Below are 15,616 nucleotides of genomic sequence, written 5' to 3' on the forward strand. Positions count from 1 at the left end.
AATAGATGTAGAACTGATACAAGAGCATCTATTTATAAATCATTGATTTACAAGAAAGATATTTATAACAGTCCAAAAGATGCAATCAACGGGGTTACAAGTTAAAATATAATCCATATTTTTGCGAAAGAGAATTCAAATGATCAAAACACAATAAAATGAGAAAACTATTATTTTTATTCATGCTGATCTGTACCATGCAGTTACACGGGCAGACAGTCAGGGAATGGATGGGATTACCTCCCGTTCCGGTAGAGTTTCCGGCTTTCGGGGACATGAAAAACGTGGAAAACAAAACATTTTCCCAAGCGGATTTACTAACTCTTTCCACGTTTAATATCGAAAACCTAACCCCTGCCGTGGGCGAACAAGAACTACAATATCACTCTCTGACTTGGGAAACTGCAACCGTGAATGATAACATTGTTATCTCCCAAAATAAAAGTACCGTTCCGGCAATTGGATTGTATGCCGTTTACGCGGAAAACACGCAATGGATGAGCGGGAAACTGCAATTTTCATTTTACGGGAATGCCGAAGTTTACGTGGATGGAGTGAAAAAAATCACGTACACCAGCCACAAGGGAACCGAAGCCGTAAACCAAGAATGTGCCTTGCAATGGGTTCCGGGAAAACACTCCATCATCGTGAAAAGTTTGCAAACGCAAGAAAGCGACAAACTATTTTCAGCTCAATTTATTGCAGATCCCAATTTCAAGGATGCCCCGGTGGATTTTACCTTATCCCCAAAACGCGGGAAAAATATACTGGACGTGCTGAACGGTCCCAGAATCGGAGGGATTCAGGTTTCTCCCAGCGGAAAATACCTGATCATGACAGAAGGTGAGATTATAAAAGGTAAAAGCAGTTCCATGACGAACGTGTACAGAATTGCCGACAAAGAAATCGTGTACACGTTCTATGGCAACAATGTCAGTAACTTGACTTGGATACCCGGAGAAGACAAGTTGTCTTACCTGATAAAAGAAGGAACGGGAAACTCCCTATACACCTACGACATTGAGCAACAAAAATTGGAACGCCTGTTCCGGGACGATCAGACGATCAGTTCTTTCTCGTGGTCACCGGACCGGAGTTATCTTATCTATTACAAAAATGAGAATTACACCCCGAAAGAATGGGAACTCCGCAAACTCGACGGGATTGAAGATCGACAGGCTTATTATCGCAATCGGTATTTCCTATGCAAATATGATTTGGCAACGGGCATACATACTCGCTTAACTTGGGGAAACCAAACGACTTCCATCATGGACATCAGTCACGATGGTAACCAAATTTTAATCAGCACCGGACGACCGGATTATAACGAATACCCGTACCGGAAACAATCTGTCTACCTGTTAAATGCCCGCACGAATCAACTTGACACGCTCTGGAAAGACCGTCTGGTTGACATTCAATGTGTCTTTTCTCCCGATGATTCAAAATTATTAATTGCCGGAGCGGCTGACGCTTTCGGACAAATCGGGGTAAAGATTGCTAAAGGACAGATCGTGAACGGATACGACACGCAGCTATACATTTATGACTTAAATTCCAAAGAAGTAACTCCGATTACAAAAGATTTCAATCCCGCTGTCTCCAACTACATCTGGCACACCGACGGGAATATCTATATCGTGGCCGGGGATACCGATTACGTTTACTTATTCCGGTATGGGAAAGACGGGAAAATCACGAGAATAGAATGTCCGGGTGATCTCGTACAAAAGATCAGTTTGGCTCAAAACGGGAATACCGGGATCTACACTGCCTCAGACGAGAGTTACCCGACGCGGGTCTATACCTTGGACTTGACAACCCTCAATGCACAGGAATGGGCCGATCCGCAAGGTGAACAATACAAAAATATAGAATTCGGACAAGTAAAAGACTGGGACTACAATTACAAGAAAGGAACCACGATAGACGGACGCTATTATCTTCCGGCAAATTTCGATCCCAAGAAAAAATACCCGATGATCGTGTATTACTACGGGGGAACAACCCCGGTAGAAAGGACTTTCGGAGGAAGATGGCCATTCAACCTATACGCTGCGAATGGGTATGTTGTATATGTGATGCAACCCTCTGGTGCGACCGGATTCGGACAAGAATTTTCAGCCCGTCATCAAAACAACTGGGGTAAAATCACGGCAGACGAAATCATTGCCTGCACGAAAGCATTCTTGAAAGCACATCCTTTCGTGGATGCACAACGTGTCGGATGCATGGGAGCCTCTTACGGTGGATTCACAACCATGTACCTGCAAACCCGCACGGACATCTTCGCTTGTGCCATTTCACATGCCGGAATTTCCTCCATTTCCAGTTACTGGGGTGAAGGCTACTGGGGATATAGTTACAGTACGAACGCATCGGCTCATGCTTTCCCGTGGAATAGAAAGGACATCTACGTGGATCAAAGCCCGCTATTCAACGCGGACAAGGTAAAAACCCCCATGCTTTTGTTGCACGGTACGGCCGATGTAAACGTACCCACGGGTGAAAGTATCCAGTTCTACACCGCGCTGAAACTCTTGGGCAAAGACGTAGAACTCGTATTAATCAAGAATGCCGATCATGCCGTCGTGGATTACAACCAACGAATCATCTGGGGTAACACCATCATGGCTTATTTTGCCAAATACTTGAAAGGTGAACCCGCTTGGTGGGAAAATATGTACAAGGACAAGAACTTATAAATAATTTAAAATTGAGGATGTAGAATTTAAAATTGAATGCATCTAAATTCTACATCCTCAATTCTAAATTCTACTATTAAAAAAATGGCACAGGAAATTGAACGTAAATTCTTAGTGAAAGGGAAATTCAAACCGGAAGTATTCAAATCTACCCGTATCACGCAGGGGTATCTCTCTTCCGTACCGGAACGTACCGTTCGGGTGCGAATTAAAGGAGAACAGGGATTCCTCACGATCAAGGGAAAAGGGAATCATTCCGGCATCAGTCGTTACGAATGGGAAAAAGAAATACCTTTAAACGAGGCGGAAGAGTTATTACAACTCTGCGAACCCGGTGTTATCGACAAAACCCGTTATCTTGTAAAAGCCGGGGAACACACCTTCGAAGTGGATGAATTTCATGGGGAAAATGAAGGTCTGATCATGGCAGAAATCGAATTAAAGACAGAAAACGAGAACTTCATAAAACCTGCATGGCTTGATAAAGAGGTGACCGGGGATGACCGGTATTATAACGCCATGTTGACAAAACATCCGTACACGAAGTGGTAAAGTTTTTAGATACTTTGATTTCCCGACAGAAAAGCATACCTTTGCCGAAAATTTAAAATTTTCATCAAAAAAATATAGGCATGGATAAGATCCTTAATCGAGCAGCGGACAACATCCGCATCCTTTCAGCTTCTATGGTTGAAAAAGCCAAATCAGGGCATCCGGGAGGTGCAATGGGTGGCGCTGATTACATTAACGTGTTGTATTCTCAATTCTTGAATTTCGATCCGGATGATATGACATGGGCAAACCGGGACCGATTCTTCCTTGACCCCGGACATATGTCCCCGATGTTGTATTCTATGTTGAGCCTGATCGGCACGTATAGCATGGAAGACTTGAAAAACTTCCGTCAATGGGGAAGTGTAACCCCCGGACACCCGGAAGTGGACTTCAAACGAGGCGTGGAAAACACCTCCGGTCCTCTCGGTCAAGGTCATGCCATGGCTGTCGGAGCTGCTATTGCAGAGCGTTTTCTGGTAGCTCGTTTCGGAGAATGGATGGCTCACAAAACATACGCTTTTATCTCTGACGGTGGCATACAGGAAGAGATTTCACAAGGAGCCGGACGTATTGCCGGAACACTGGGATTATCCAACCTGATCATGTTCTATGATGCAAACGAAGTGCAGTTATCTACCCGTGTAAATGAAGTAACTCACGAGGACACCGCGGCCAAATATCAGGCTTGGGGCTGGAACGTGATCACGATCAACGGGAACAACGCTGACGAGATCATCAAAGCATTACAAGCCGCCAATGCCGAAAAAGAACGTCCGACATTGATTATCGGTAAAACCTTGATGGGTAAAGGGGCCATGGGTGCTAACGGGGAAGATTTCTCCGACAAAGTTTCCACTCACGGACAACCCTTAACCGGGGCCGGGGCTTCTATCGAAAAGACGATTGAAAACTTGGGTGGCGATCCGCAAAACCCGTTCACGATCTTCCCGGAAGTAGCCGAGTTCTACGCTAAAGTACTTGATGAAAAACGGGCTTACGCCAAAGCTAAAAAAGCAGAACAGGCAGCTTGGGAAAAAGCAAACCCGGAATTAGCAGCCAAACTGCACAAATTCTTATCCGGTAAAGCTCCCGAAATTGACTATAAAGCAATTCAACATAAAGCAAACATTGCCACACGTGCCGCCTCGGCTGACGTGTTGGTAGCCTTGGCTCAACAGGTAGAGAACATGATCGTTTCTTCTGCCGACTTGAGTAATTCTGACAAGACCGACGGATTTATCAAAGGTGGAGCCCGCAACCTCGTGAAAGGAGATTTCAGCGGGGCATTCTTCCAAGCCGGAGTTGCAGAGTTGACCATGGCTGTAATCTGTAACGGTATCGCTCTTCATGGGGGTATCTTCGTGGCTTGCGGAACCTTCTTCGTGTTCTCCGACTACATGAAACCTGCCGTACGTTTGGCAGCGTTGATGGAAGTTCCGGTGAAATACGTTTGGTCTCACGATGCCTTCCGCGTGGGAGAAGACGGACCGACTCACCAACCGATCGAGCATGAAGCCCAATTGCGTTTGATGGAGAAATTAGAGAATCATTCCGGAAAGATGAGTTTGTTGGCTTTGCGTCCTGCCGATGCAGCAGAGACTTCCGTTGCCTGGAAAATGGCTATGGAAAACACCTCCACCCCTACCGCTTTGATCCTGTCCAGACAAAACATCACGGATCTTCCGGGAACAGATCGTTATGACGAGGCTTTACAAGCAGAAAAAGGTGCTTACGTGGTATGCAAAACCGGAGAGAACCCGGATGTCGTGCTAGTTGCTTCCGGTTCTGAAGTTTCTACTTTAGTGGAAGGAGCCAAACTTCTTCAGGAACGGAAAGGGATCACCGCACAGATCGTGTCTGTGATCTCTGAAGGTTTGTTCCGTCACCAGCCACAAGCATACCAAGAACAAGTTATCCCGGCTAACAAACCGAAATACGGACTGACAGCAGGTTTATCCGTTACCTTGGAAGGTTTGGTTGGTTGCAATGGTCGTATTCATGGTGTAAACCATTTCGGATACTCAGCCCCTGCCAAAGTATTGGATGAGAAATTCGGATTCACCGGAGAATGTGTATTCAACGAAGTATGTGAAATGTTAGGAAAGTAATTTTCTAACACGCTAAATATCAAACGGGAGTAACCATGGTTACTCCCGTTTTTCTTTCCTTTCGTGACAACTAATTTTATTTATTCTAAAAAAAGAAGGAAATACTTGCATACACGATAAATATGTACTATCTTTGCCGACGCAAAACAGAAGATGTTTTGACTGATATTGCGGGATGGAGCAGTTGGTAGCTCGTTGGGCTCATAACCCAAAGGTCGTCTGTTCGAGTCAGGCTCCCGCTACAAAATAAGGATCGAGAAATCGATCCTTATCTTTTTTCCTCTTCCCCCTTATAGCAAACTTAATTTTCAGCCACCCCTTCTCTATCCTTACACTAAAACACCAAGGGAATACAGACACGACACTAATATAGCATATACATATACCAATGTTCATGCTATGTACTTGATGTGTTCATGCCATGTTCATGATCAAAGGAAAGGATAGTTCAACTTTAGCGAAAATGTAGGTTATCATTAGATAAGTAGTACGCCTAAAGAAAGTTTCCTTGTTATCGATTTTCTCTATAAGCCACTTGTTTTATCCGCTCTATGAACTCCTGTAAACGATCGGATTTCCGGTTACCCATAATCCAAAGATTACCGACTTCAATGTCTTCATCGTAAGAAGGCTGCATATACGTCTTGTCGAGAATCTCATACCCGTTACGACGATAGTAATTCACCCGGCGAGTGGTCATCTCATCCGTGGTCGGTTCCACTTCCAACAATCGCATACCGTCTAAATGTTCCGCGATATAATCCAACACCTGTTGCCCGACTTTCAGATTACGCATTGGGGTAAAAACGGCTAAATGTTCAAGGTAATAAAAATCCCGCATATCCCAGTAGATAAACAAACCGGCCAAAACACCATCCGTCTCTATGGCATTAAAATGCATCTCCGTTTTTTCCCGTATCAACCGTTCCAATTGCTTGATATTTCGCCTCTCCTCCTCCGGGAAAGCCTCCTTATAGAGTGGGATAAGTTTTTGTAAACGAATATCTGTCGGCTCCGTTATTCTAATCAAATTTACCATAACACGAATCTTTAATTTTATTTTCTTATTCTTATAAATGCCGGGATCAAACGTTTCATAGAAAAATGTCCCGGATGACTGGATAGGATCACGATGAACACGGCTACCAGCACGATAACAACTCCCAGTATCTGCCCCAACCCGAAACGTTCTCCCAAAAACAAAACTCCCATACTTACTGCCGTCAAGGGTTCCATACATCCCATAATAGCGGCCGTGGTTGACCCCACGTGCTGTATTGCCAATATTAACGTTAAATCGGACACAAGGGTTGGGATTAAAGACAGCAAAAAGATATGCACCACGGCATTCGCATTCGGCATCATATCCAATCCCTGCCCTTTTAACAGGATGTTGGCTCCAAAGATGATTGTACAACAGAACAACATATAAAAGGTCATTTTTAATCCATCCATGTGCTGTATACAGGATTTATTTACCCCAACGATATATATGGCATAAGTCACCACGGTCGACAATACCATGAAAAGTCCTTTCCAACTCGTCACTCCTTCCCCTTCACCACTACTTAATAAATAGACTCCCAGAATAGCCAGAACCGTGGCAATGATTACCGAGAGTGCTATTTTATCTTTGAAAAAAGCAATCATGATAGCGGTAACCAACACCGGATAAAGAAAATGAATCGTTGTGGCCACCCCGCTAGGAATGTACAGGTAAGATGCTGTCAGAAAAAGTGAAGTAGAGGCATACGTTCCTCCTAACAGGAACATCGTTCCAAACTCCTTTAAAGTTATCCGAAGGTCCACACGCCGTAAAAGCAAATAAGCACCCACGACCACCGCGGAAATGGCAAAACGATAAAACAATACGGAGTCCAATCCCACCCCCTCTTGCATTGCCGGAAGAGCAAACAATGGAATCAACCCGAACGTGGATGATGAAATCATCGCTAATAGTACACCTTTCAACTGCCGCATTTTATTTTCTGCTTTTAAATTAACGGCCCCAAAGGTCTGTAAAATTCCCGACTTTTCAATTTACATATGTAAAAAATAGTATCAAGTCAAAACATGATAAAATTAAGAAACATTGGATTTGTGCAGTTAGAATTTAAAATCTAAAATTACTGAATTCCTGCCCTGATCCTACTTAATGACACTTGAGAAATTCCCAGAAATGATGCGATATGACGAAGCGGAACCTTCTTTAGAATCTCCGGTTCCCGTTCAACCAATAAATGATAGCGTTCCGAGGCAGACATGAAATAACGTTCCATGAATAATTTCTCGAATTTCAATATAATTCCGTCAGACATCCGTCGTCCCCAATTCGCCAGTTCAATATTGGAATCAAATAAACGATTTAATGTTTCGTTTGATATTTTCAACAGGTCACATTCTTCCAGTAACTCCACGTTCTCATACCCGGCAGTTGAAAACATATACCCGTTCATTGACAAAAGGGACATACCCTCGGAGGCAAACCAGATCGTAATATCCTTATCCTCCTTATGGAAAAATCCCCGGGCAAATCCTTTTATTACAAAATAAGTATATTTTGCAACCGTTCCTTCCCGCATCAATAATTCACCTTTAGGAAGAACAACTCTTTCCGTGTGACCGAGCAATAAACGAACGGTTTCATCCGATAACGGGTAAGCTTCCCTTATTTTCCTGATAAAAACCTCCATGATCCAAACCTTTTCGGCAAAGATAATGTAAAATTGAGCAGAAACTTAAAATTAACTGCTCACATATATAATTTTTCTATAAAAGAAATAAAATCTACATTTCTATTTACAATTTTGGTATACCTTTTGTCTATTCGACACTGTGTCGCCTGTTATAGGGTGTTTTTAAAGTTATACACGAATACAATTAATTAAAATCTAGCATATGAAAATTAGAAAGTCAATGATTATTTTGTCTCAAAGATTGATTGTAATTATGTTAGGGACTACACTTTTTGCCTGTGGAAACAAACAGGCTGGACATCAAGCGGGAGTTCCTGAATATGCGGTCATCACAATTGAGCCTAGCGTATCAAAGTTGAATAATTCTTACCCGGCAACAATCAAGGGATGTCAGGACGTTGAGATACGTCCAAACGTGAGTGGATTCATCACGAAGTTATGCGTGGATGAGGGTTCGGTCGTAAAGAAAGGTCAAACGCTATTTGTTATTGACCCCGTACAATACGAGGAAGCCGTGAACGTGGCCCGTGCTGCTGTTAAGGTTGCGGAAGCAGGAGTTGCAACAGCGGCGCTCACCGCCGAGAATAAAAAAATGCTGGCGCAGAAAAACATAATCAGCCAATACGAATTACAAACGGCAGAGAACACATTAGCACAACAGAAGGCTAATTTGGCCCAAGCCGAGGCACAATTAATCAATGCGGAGAAGAATCTGTCCTACACGCAAGTCTCCAGCCCCGCGGATGGAGTTATCGGGAAAATTCCTTATCGTGTCGGTAGTCTCGTTAGCCCCAGCATGACAACGCCTTTAACCACGGTATCAGACAATTCCAAGATGTTCGTTTATTTCTCCATGAACGAGAAAGATCTTCTCAAACTAACCCGTCAAAGCAATGGAGCTACCCAAGGAGTATTAAACCAAATGCCGGCAGTGGAATTACAATTGGTTGACGGATCAATCTATTCCGAGAAAGGAAAAATTGAAACGTTAAGCGGGGTAATTGATCAAACGACGGGTTCTGCCAGCGTGCGTGCCACCTTCCCCAATCCGAACGGGATCTTGCGTAGCGGTGGATCGGGAGTAATCCTGTTGCCGGAGGAATCAGACAACGCAATCATCATCCCTCAAAAGGCAACCTCGGAAATTCAGGATAAAAAGTTCGCTTTCATCGTGACGGACAGTGCTGTTGTGAAAACCAGAGAAATTACCATATTACCCATTAACGACGGCAAAAACTATGTTGTTACTTCCGGGTTAAACATCGGGGACCGTATCGTGGTTGAAGGCGTAGGTACATCCGTGAGAGACGGGATGTCCATTAAACCGATCACCCCGGCTGAATCGGCAGCAAAACGCCAACAGGCAATTGCCCGGTAAGCGGGAATGGAAGAACATAAACAAACTACTTTGAATGAATTGAGATTATGAAATTAGATAATTTTATTAAACGTCCCGTTCTCTCCACGGTGATTTCCATCATCGTCGTGATCTTGGGTATCTTGGGGTTGATTTCCATCCCCGTCACGCAATACCCGGATATCGCACCTCCTACTGTTCGGGTTAGCACGTCTTACACCGGGGCAAACGCAGAAACGGTGCTAAACAGTGTGATTGCCCCGTTGGAAGAGCAAATCAATGGTGTGGAAAACATGATGTACATGACTTCTACCGCTACCAACACGGGAGAGGCCTCTATCGAGGTATATTTTAAACAAGGAACAGACCCGGACATGGCCGCAGTTAACGTGCAAAACCGCGTGGCCAAAGCTCAAGGATTCCTACCTGCCGAGGTGACTCAAGTAGGTGTGATCACTAGTAAACGCCAAACCAGTATGTTGTTAGGTTTCACCGTTTACAGCACGGATGACCGGTTTGACCAAACGTTCCTTCAAAACTATATGAAGATTAACTTGATTCCGCAAATCCAGCGTGTTCCCGGAGTGGGCGACGTGATGGCGTTCGGTGCCGATTATTCCATGCGTATCTGGTTAAAACCTGACGTGATGGCACAATACAAGTTAATGCCTTCTGATATTACGGCAGCCCTGGCAGAACAAAACATCGAGGCTGCTCCCGGACAGTTTGGGGAAAGTGGCGATCAATCGTTCCAGTATATCATGAAATACAAAGGACGTCTCCAGACGACAGAAGAGTTCGAGGATATAATCATCCGGGCCACTTCCGACGGGGAAATCCTACGATTGAAAGATGTTGCCCGCATCGAACTGGGAGGATTAAGCTACGGCTACTCGAATAACGCGAACGGTCATCCCGGAGTTACCAGTATGATCTTCCAGACCGCGGGCTCCAACGCCACGCAGATCATTAAAGACATCGAGGCATTACTGGAAGATGTTTCCAAGGACTTCCCTCCCGGTGTTGAGTATAGCATACTGCTAAGTGCCAATGACTTCTTGTATGCATCTATTCATGAAGTACTGAAGACATTGATCGAGGCATTTATCCTCGTGTTCTTGGTTGTATTTATCTTCCTGCAAGACTTCCGGTCCACGTTAATTCCTGCCATCGCGATTCCGGTTGCATTGATTGGTACCTTCTTCGTGCTTTACCTGATCGGGTTCAGCATGAACTTGTTGACACTTTGCGCCCTCGTTCTGGCTATCGCAATCGTGGTCGATGATGCCATTATCGTGGTCGAGGCCGTCCATGCGAAACTAGATCAGGGATATAAATCCCCGCTTAAAGCCTCCATTGACGCCATGAATGAAATTTCCGGTGCTATCGTGTCCATCACCCTCGTGATGATGGCCGTGTTCATCCCCGTAAGTTTCATCACCGGTACTTCCGGTACTTTCTACCGCCAATTCGGTTTAACAATGGCTGTTTCCATCGGTCTGTCTGCCATCAATGCCTTGACACTAAGTCCCGCATTATGTGCTATTTTCCTAAAACCGCATGACAAAGGTGAGGATCACAAGAAAAAAGGACTTATCAACCGGTTCCATGCCGCCTTCAATGCCGCTTATGACGTAACGTTAAACAAATACAAAAAAGGAGTTAGTTTCTTCATCAATCACAAGGTGACCACATTTATCACGGTCATTGCCAGCATGGTAGTCCTTGTATTCCTGATGCAGAAAACCCCGACCGGGTTAGTACCCAACGAGGATACGGGAACTTTCTTCGTGATCGTGGACCTTCCACCTGCCACATCGTTGGAAACCACGGAAGCCGCCTTGGCACAAGTGGACAGCTTGATTGCCAGCAATCCGGCCGTTTCCGACCGTACAGAAATTGCCGGGTATAGTTTCATTGCCGGGCAAGGTAGCTCTTACGGTACATTCATCTGTCGTCTGAAACCGTGGGATGAACGAAGTAAGGGACAGGATGTAAACAGCGTGATCGGACAATTATACATGCAAACCCAAGGATTGATCAAGGATGCCCGTGTTCTTTTGTTCGCACCTCCGATGATTCCGGGATATAGCTTGACGAACGGATTCGAATTCAATCTTCAGGATAAAACAGGTGGTGATTTGAACGAATTTTTCAATATAACCCAGAACTTCCTGGAAAAGCTAAATGCTCGTCCGGAAATTGCCGCAGCACGAACCTCATTCAACCCGAATTATCCACAATACATGGTAGACATTGACGTGGCCAAGTGTAAAGAAGCCGGGTTATCCCCCAGCGTGTTACTTTCTGCATTGCAGGGATATTACGGTGGTCTGTACGCCTCTAACTTTAACCGTTTCGGAAAATTGTACCGTGTCATGATTCAGGCGGATGCCAATTTCCGTGCAAATCCGGAAACCTTAAATCAAATTATGGTCAGAAACGGGAATGAAATGGCACCAATCACCCAATTCGTCACCTTACGTAAAGTATACGGTCCGGATAATATCAAGCGTTTCAACATGTTTACGGCCATTAGCGTGAACGGTTCTCCTGCCGACGGGTACAGCTCCGGGCAAGCCATCAAAGCCATCGAGGAAGTGGCCGCCGAAACGTTACCTACCGGATACGGGTACGAATTCTCGGGTATGACCCGTGAGGAACAAAGTTCCAGTGGAAACACCACCGCATTAATATTCGTACTTTGTCTCGTGTTCGTATACCTGCTGCTGAGTGCCCAGTACGAGAGTTACATCCTACCCTTGGGTGTTATTCTTTCCGTACCTTTCGGATTAATGGGTAGTTTCATATTTGCACAATTTATGGGTGTTGAAAACAACATCTACATGCAGATTGCATTGATCATGTTGATCGGTCTGTTGGCGAAAAACGCCATCCTGATCACCGAGTTTGCTCTCGAAAGACGTCAATCCGGAATGAGCATCGTTTCCGCTGCCGTGCTAGGAGCTTCTGCCCGTCTCCGTCCGATTTTGATGACCTCACTGGCCATGGTTATCGGTTTGTTACCGATGATGTTCGCTAGCGGTGTTGGTGCAAACGGTAACAGCACGTTAGGCTCCGGTGCAATTGGCGGTATGTTAATCGGTATGATTTGCCAGATTTTCACGGTACCTGCCATGTTCGTTGCATTCCAGTATCTGCAAGAGAAGATTAAACCGATCGAATGGCATGACACGGATAACACGGAACTTGAATCTGAAATAGAACAATACACAAAATAAAGAAAGATGAAACAAGTTGTTATATACACGATATGCATGGGCGCCCTGTTAAGCAGCTGTAACATTTACAAGAAATACAACCGTCCGGACGTGGATGTGGAAGGCCTGTACCGGGACCCGGTTTCTGTAAATGACACGCTGGTATCGGATACCACGAATATGGGTAATTTACCCTGGGAAGAGGTATTCACGGACCCCCAATTACAGAAATTAATTCGTCAGGGACTGGAACAAAACAGTGACCTGCAAACTGCCATCTTGAAAGTGAAAGAGGCAGAGGCAGGGTTAATGTCCTCCCGCTTGGCATACCTACCTTCCCTGGGATTATCTCCCCAGGGAACAGTAAGTAGTTTTGACAAGGGCGCCGCCACGCAGATTTACTCGCTCCCGGTAGTCTCTAGTTGGGAACTTGACCTGTTCGGCAAATTAACAAATGCCAAACGCGGAGCAAAAGCGACCTTATTACAAAGCGAGGCATACAAGCAAGCCGTTCAGACACAAGTCATCTCGACTATTGCCAACACCTACTACACGCTGCTCATGCTGGACAAGCAACTGGCCATCACGGAAGAGACAGCCGTATTATGGCAAAAAAGCGTGGAAACCATGAAAGCGATGAAAGAGGCCGGGATGGTAAACGAGGCCGCTATCGCACAAAGTGAGGCTAACAGCTACATGATTGCCGCCTCCATTCCCGACTTGAAAAAAAGCATCCGGGAAGCAGAAAACTCACTTTCCCTGTTATTGAAACAAGCCCCGCAACGTATCGAACGGGGAAAACTGGAAGACCAATCCCTCCCTACCCTGCTGAATGTAGGTATACCTGTTCAATTGCTATCGAATCGTCCGGACGTGAAATCCGCCGAAATGGCATTGGCCAGCACGTTTTACAACACGAATCAAGCCCGTTCGGCATTCTACCCGCAAATCTCGATCAGCGGAACACTCGGATGGACGAACAGTTCCGGCTCATACATCACGAACCCGGGTAAGATGATTGCCTCTGCCGTGGGATCACTGACACAACCGATCTTCAACCGGGGAGCCCTCACCGCCCGTTTAAGAGTTGCCAAGGCACAACAAGAAGAGGCCTTGATTAGTTTCGAACAGGCTATATTAAACGCGGGAAGTGAAGTTAGCAACGCATTGGTGCAGTACCAAACGGCACAAGATAAAATCGAACAACGTGAAAAGCAGATATTTTCTTTAGAAAAATCCGTGGAATACACGCAAGAATTACTAACTTTAGGAACATCCACTTACCTGGAAGTGCTCACGGCACAACAGTCCTTGCTTAGCGCACAACTCTCCGGAATATCCGACGAGTTTCAACGCATACAAGCCGTTGTTAACCTGTATCATGCCCTGGGTGGTGGACGAACCGAATAACCTTTAAATACAAATTATCATGATAAGTCCACTAGCTTACGTTAATCCCGATGCAAAAATAGGAAAGGATGTTACTATCCATCCTTTCGCCTATATCGACAAGAACGTCGAGATCGGTGATAACTGCACGATCATGCCGTACGCCAGTATCCTGAGCGGTACCCGCATGGGAACGAACAACACGGTCTACCAGGGAGCCATTATCGGGGCGACCCCGCAAGATTTCAAGTTCAAGGGGGAAGATACCCTTTTAAAAATCGGGAATAACAACACGATCCGGGAGAAGGTTATTATTAACCGGGGAACTAACACGACGGATTGCACGATTGTCGGTGACGGGAATTTCCTGCTGGAAAGCGTGCATCTGGCACACGACACCCATCTCGGTAACAACTGCGTGCTGGGAAACGCAGCCAAGACAGCCGGGAATTGTATTATCGACGACTACGCAATCTTAGGTGGTGGCGTAATCGTGAAACATGGATGCCGCATTGGGACTTGGGCCCTGGTGAAGGACGGATGCCGGGCCAACAAGGACGTTCCCCCTTACATCGTTGCCGCCCATAACCCGATCGCTTACTACGGGATCAACGCTTACATTCTGCGTAAAGAGCAGAAACTCACGGAAGAAATCATTGATGACATAGCCAAAGCCTACCGCCAAGTATATCAATGTGGGACAAGCGTTGAAAACGCCCTACTGAGAATCAAGGAGACCATTACTGTCGGACCGGAAATTCAACGCATTATTGATTTCATAGAACAATCCACGAAAGGACTGATCGGTACAACCATGTGACACTAACACTTTTCTAGCAAATAACGATTCGGGGCTGCCAATTCACATTGAACAGCCCCGAATTCATTTACCCCTTATGCCATCAGTGTCCCTGTACTCTCTCGTCGGTATCATGAATGAATATCAAGAATAAATCAGGAATAAATTGACGACACGTGTCGAATACTTATCGAACACTTATCGAATAGTTATCGAACACTTACTAGCGAATCACAAGTACAACAAGCTTTATAGTGTATCTCGTCCAATACTTTCACGCTCCCAGCATTCTCCACATTCCCCATGCCACGAGCATAACTAATAGCAAAATTCCCAGAAAAGCAAACATGAAACGGGTGTAATACACCTTTTCGTCATGTTCTCTCGATTTTATGTCTCTTTCGATTTGTTCCATTTCCCCTTCCGCCAACTTGTTCGGATACCCCGATAAAGGTTTCTCGTTCATTTTCTCAACGAGATCTTTCATCCGGTCACGACGCTCCTGAAGCATTTTTCGATTCTGTTTCGTGCGTCGAATCATATCAAATACGTGTCCTTCGCCTCCCATGACGTTCATAATTTAGTTAGTAATATCGTACTATAAATATATGAAAAATAATTATAAAAACCAATTATTTTATAAATATCGCTTCATAATTAAAACCCGATATACATTATGACTATTGGCCGTAGATAAGGCGCTCGCTAGGGACAGGAGCTGTCCAAAAAGTCATTTTATTTCAAAAAACTCCTCCGTCACTTCGTGCCACCTCCTCTATAAAC

Annotated in this window: 11 protein-coding genes and 1 tRNA gene; 8 read left to right on the top strand and 4 right to left on the bottom strand. The window is 45.0% G+C overall.

Features of this window, described 5'->3' with window-relative positions; all coding sequences use genetic code 11:
- Positions 1–158: 158 nt before the first annotated feature.
- The 4 genes from I2I33_RS09655 to I2I33_RS09670 all read left to right on the top strand — a co-directional run bounded on the left by I2I33_RS09655 (position 159) and on the right by I2I33_RS09670 (position 5,613).
- Positions 159–2,708: a prolyl oligopeptidase family serine peptidase gene (locus I2I33_RS09655; RefSeq protein WP_229128256.1), complete on the top strand. Its 2,550-nt coding sequence runs from the start codon at positions 159–161 to the stop codon at positions 2,706–2,708.
- Positions 2,709–2,792: 84 nt separating this feature from the next.
- Positions 2,793–3,260, top strand: coding sequence for a CYTH domain-containing protein (locus tag I2I33_RS09660; protein WP_087420183.1), 468 nt, complete (start codon positions 2,793–2,795; stop codon positions 3,258–3,260).
- 80 nt (positions 3,261–3,340) lie between these two features.
- Entirely contained in the window at positions 3,341–5,371 is a 2,031-nt protein-coding gene (locus I2I33_RS09665; protein ID WP_183312849.1) for a transketolase family protein, read from the top strand.
- Between the two features lie 169 nt (positions 5,372–5,540).
- A tRNA-Met gene (locus I2I33_RS09670) sits at positions 5,541–5,613 on the top strand.
- 269 nt (positions 5,614–5,882) lie between these two features.
- Here the strand turns inward: I2I33_RS09670 and I2I33_RS09675 are convergent.
- The 3 genes from I2I33_RS09675 to I2I33_RS09685 form a co-directional block, all read right to left on the bottom strand.
- Positions 5,883–6,410 (bottom strand): GNAT family N-acetyltransferase, encoded by a 528-nt coding sequence (locus I2I33_RS09675; protein WP_087420181.1) that lies wholly within the window; start codon positions 6,408–6,410, stop codon positions 5,883–5,885.
- A 17-nt stretch (positions 6,411–6,427) separates the two neighbouring features.
- Positions 6,428–7,351: an EamA family transporter gene (locus tag I2I33_RS09680; RefSeq protein ID WP_087420180.1), complete on the bottom strand. Its 924-nt coding sequence runs from the start codon at positions 7,349–7,351 to the stop codon at positions 6,428–6,430.
- A 146-nt stretch (positions 7,352–7,497) separates the two neighbouring features.
- The gene (locus I2I33_RS09685; protein WP_087420179.1) at positions 7,498–8,064 is read right to left on the bottom strand and encodes a Crp/Fnr family transcriptional regulator; all 567 of its coding nucleotides are present in this window, start codon (positions 8,062–8,064) and stop codon (positions 7,498–7,500) included.
- A 205-nt stretch (positions 8,065–8,269) separates the two neighbouring features.
- On the opposite strand from I2I33_RS09685, the gene I2I33_RS09690 reads away from it, so the two are divergent.
- The 4 genes from I2I33_RS09690 to lpxA are packed head-to-tail and all read left to right on the top strand — an operon-like array spanning position 8,270 to position 14,854.
- Positions 8,270–9,445 carry an efflux RND transporter periplasmic adaptor subunit gene (locus I2I33_RS09690; protein WP_195666796.1) on the top strand — a complete coding sequence of 392 codons (1,176 nt, stop codon included), beginning with the start codon at positions 8,270–8,272 and terminating at the stop codon, positions 9,443–9,445.
- A gap of 47 nt (positions 9,446–9,492) precedes the next feature.
- Positions 9,493–12,666, top strand: coding sequence for an efflux RND transporter permease subunit (locus I2I33_RS09695; protein WP_118302453.1), 3,174 nt, complete (start codon positions 9,493–9,495; stop codon positions 12,664–12,666).
- Positions 12,667–12,672: 6 nt separating this feature from the next.
- A complete protein-coding gene (locus I2I33_RS09700; RefSeq protein WP_087420176.1) occupies positions 12,673–14,055 on the top strand; it encodes a TolC family protein in 1,383 nt (460 codons plus the stop codon).
- A gap of 19 nt (positions 14,056–14,074) precedes the next feature.
- Positions 14,075–14,854, top strand: a complete 780-nt coding sequence (gene lpxA, locus I2I33_RS09705; protein ID WP_087420175.1) for an acyl-ACP--UDP-N-acetylglucosamine O-acyltransferase — start codon at positions 14,075–14,077, stop codon at positions 14,852–14,854.
- Between the two features lie 253 nt (positions 14,855–15,107).
- Here the strand turns inward: lpxA and I2I33_RS09710 are convergent, their stop codons facing one another.
- Positions 15,108–15,410 (bottom strand): hypothetical protein, encoded by a 303-nt coding sequence (locus I2I33_RS09710; protein ID WP_140402554.1) that lies wholly within the window; start codon positions 15,408–15,410, stop codon positions 15,108–15,110.
- Between the last annotated feature and the right edge of the window lie 206 nt (positions 15,411–15,616).

The sequence above is a fragment of the Butyricimonas sp. BSD2780061689_150309_C8 genome (assembly GCF_015560935.1).
GTDB classification, from domain to species: domain Bacteria; phylum Bacteroidota; class Bacteroidia; order Bacteroidales; family Marinifilaceae; genus Butyricimonas; species Butyricimonas paravirosa.

What these genes read in the sequence shown, in the direction of transcription:
- I2I33_RS09655 (WP_229128256.1), top strand. Translation starts at nt 159, where the DNA reads ATGAGAAAACTATTATTTTTATTCATGCTGATCTGTACCATGCAGTTA.
- I2I33_RS09660 (WP_087420183.1), top strand. Translation starts at nt 2,793, where the DNA reads ATGGCACAGGAAATTGAACGTAAATTCTTAGTGAAAGGGAAATTCAAA.
- I2I33_RS09665 (WP_183312849.1), top strand. Translation starts at nt 3,341, where the DNA reads ATGGATAAGATCCTTAATCGAGCAGCGGACAACATCCGCATCCTTTCA.
- I2I33_RS09675 (WP_087420181.1), bottom strand. Translation starts at nt 6,410, where the DNA reads ATGGTAAATTTGATTAGAATAACGGAGCCGACAGATATTCGTTTACAA.
- I2I33_RS09680 (WP_087420180.1), bottom strand. Translation starts at nt 7,351, where the DNA reads ATGCGGCAGTTGAAAGGTGTACTATTAGCGATGATTTCATCATCCACG.
- I2I33_RS09685 (WP_087420179.1), bottom strand. Translation starts at nt 8,064, where the DNA reads ATGGAGGTTTTTATCAGGAAAATAAGGGAAGCTTACCCGTTATCGGAT.
- I2I33_RS09690 (WP_195666796.1), top strand. Translation starts at nt 8,270, where the DNA reads ATGAAAATTAGAAAGTCAATGATTATTTTGTCTCAAAGATTGATTGTA.
- I2I33_RS09695 (WP_118302453.1), top strand. Translation starts at nt 9,493, where the DNA reads ATGAAATTAGATAATTTTATTAAACGTCCCGTTCTCTCCACGGTGATT.
- I2I33_RS09700 (WP_087420176.1), top strand. Translation starts at nt 12,673, where the DNA reads ATGAAACAAGTTGTTATATACACGATATGCATGGGCGCCCTGTTAAGC.
- lpxA (WP_087420175.1), top strand. Translation starts at nt 14,075, where the DNA reads ATGATAAGTCCACTAGCTTACGTTAATCCCGATGCAAAAATAGGAAAG.
- I2I33_RS09710 (WP_140402554.1), bottom strand. Translation starts at nt 15,410, where the DNA reads ATGAACGTCATGGGAGGCGAAGGACACGTATTTGATATGATTCGACGC.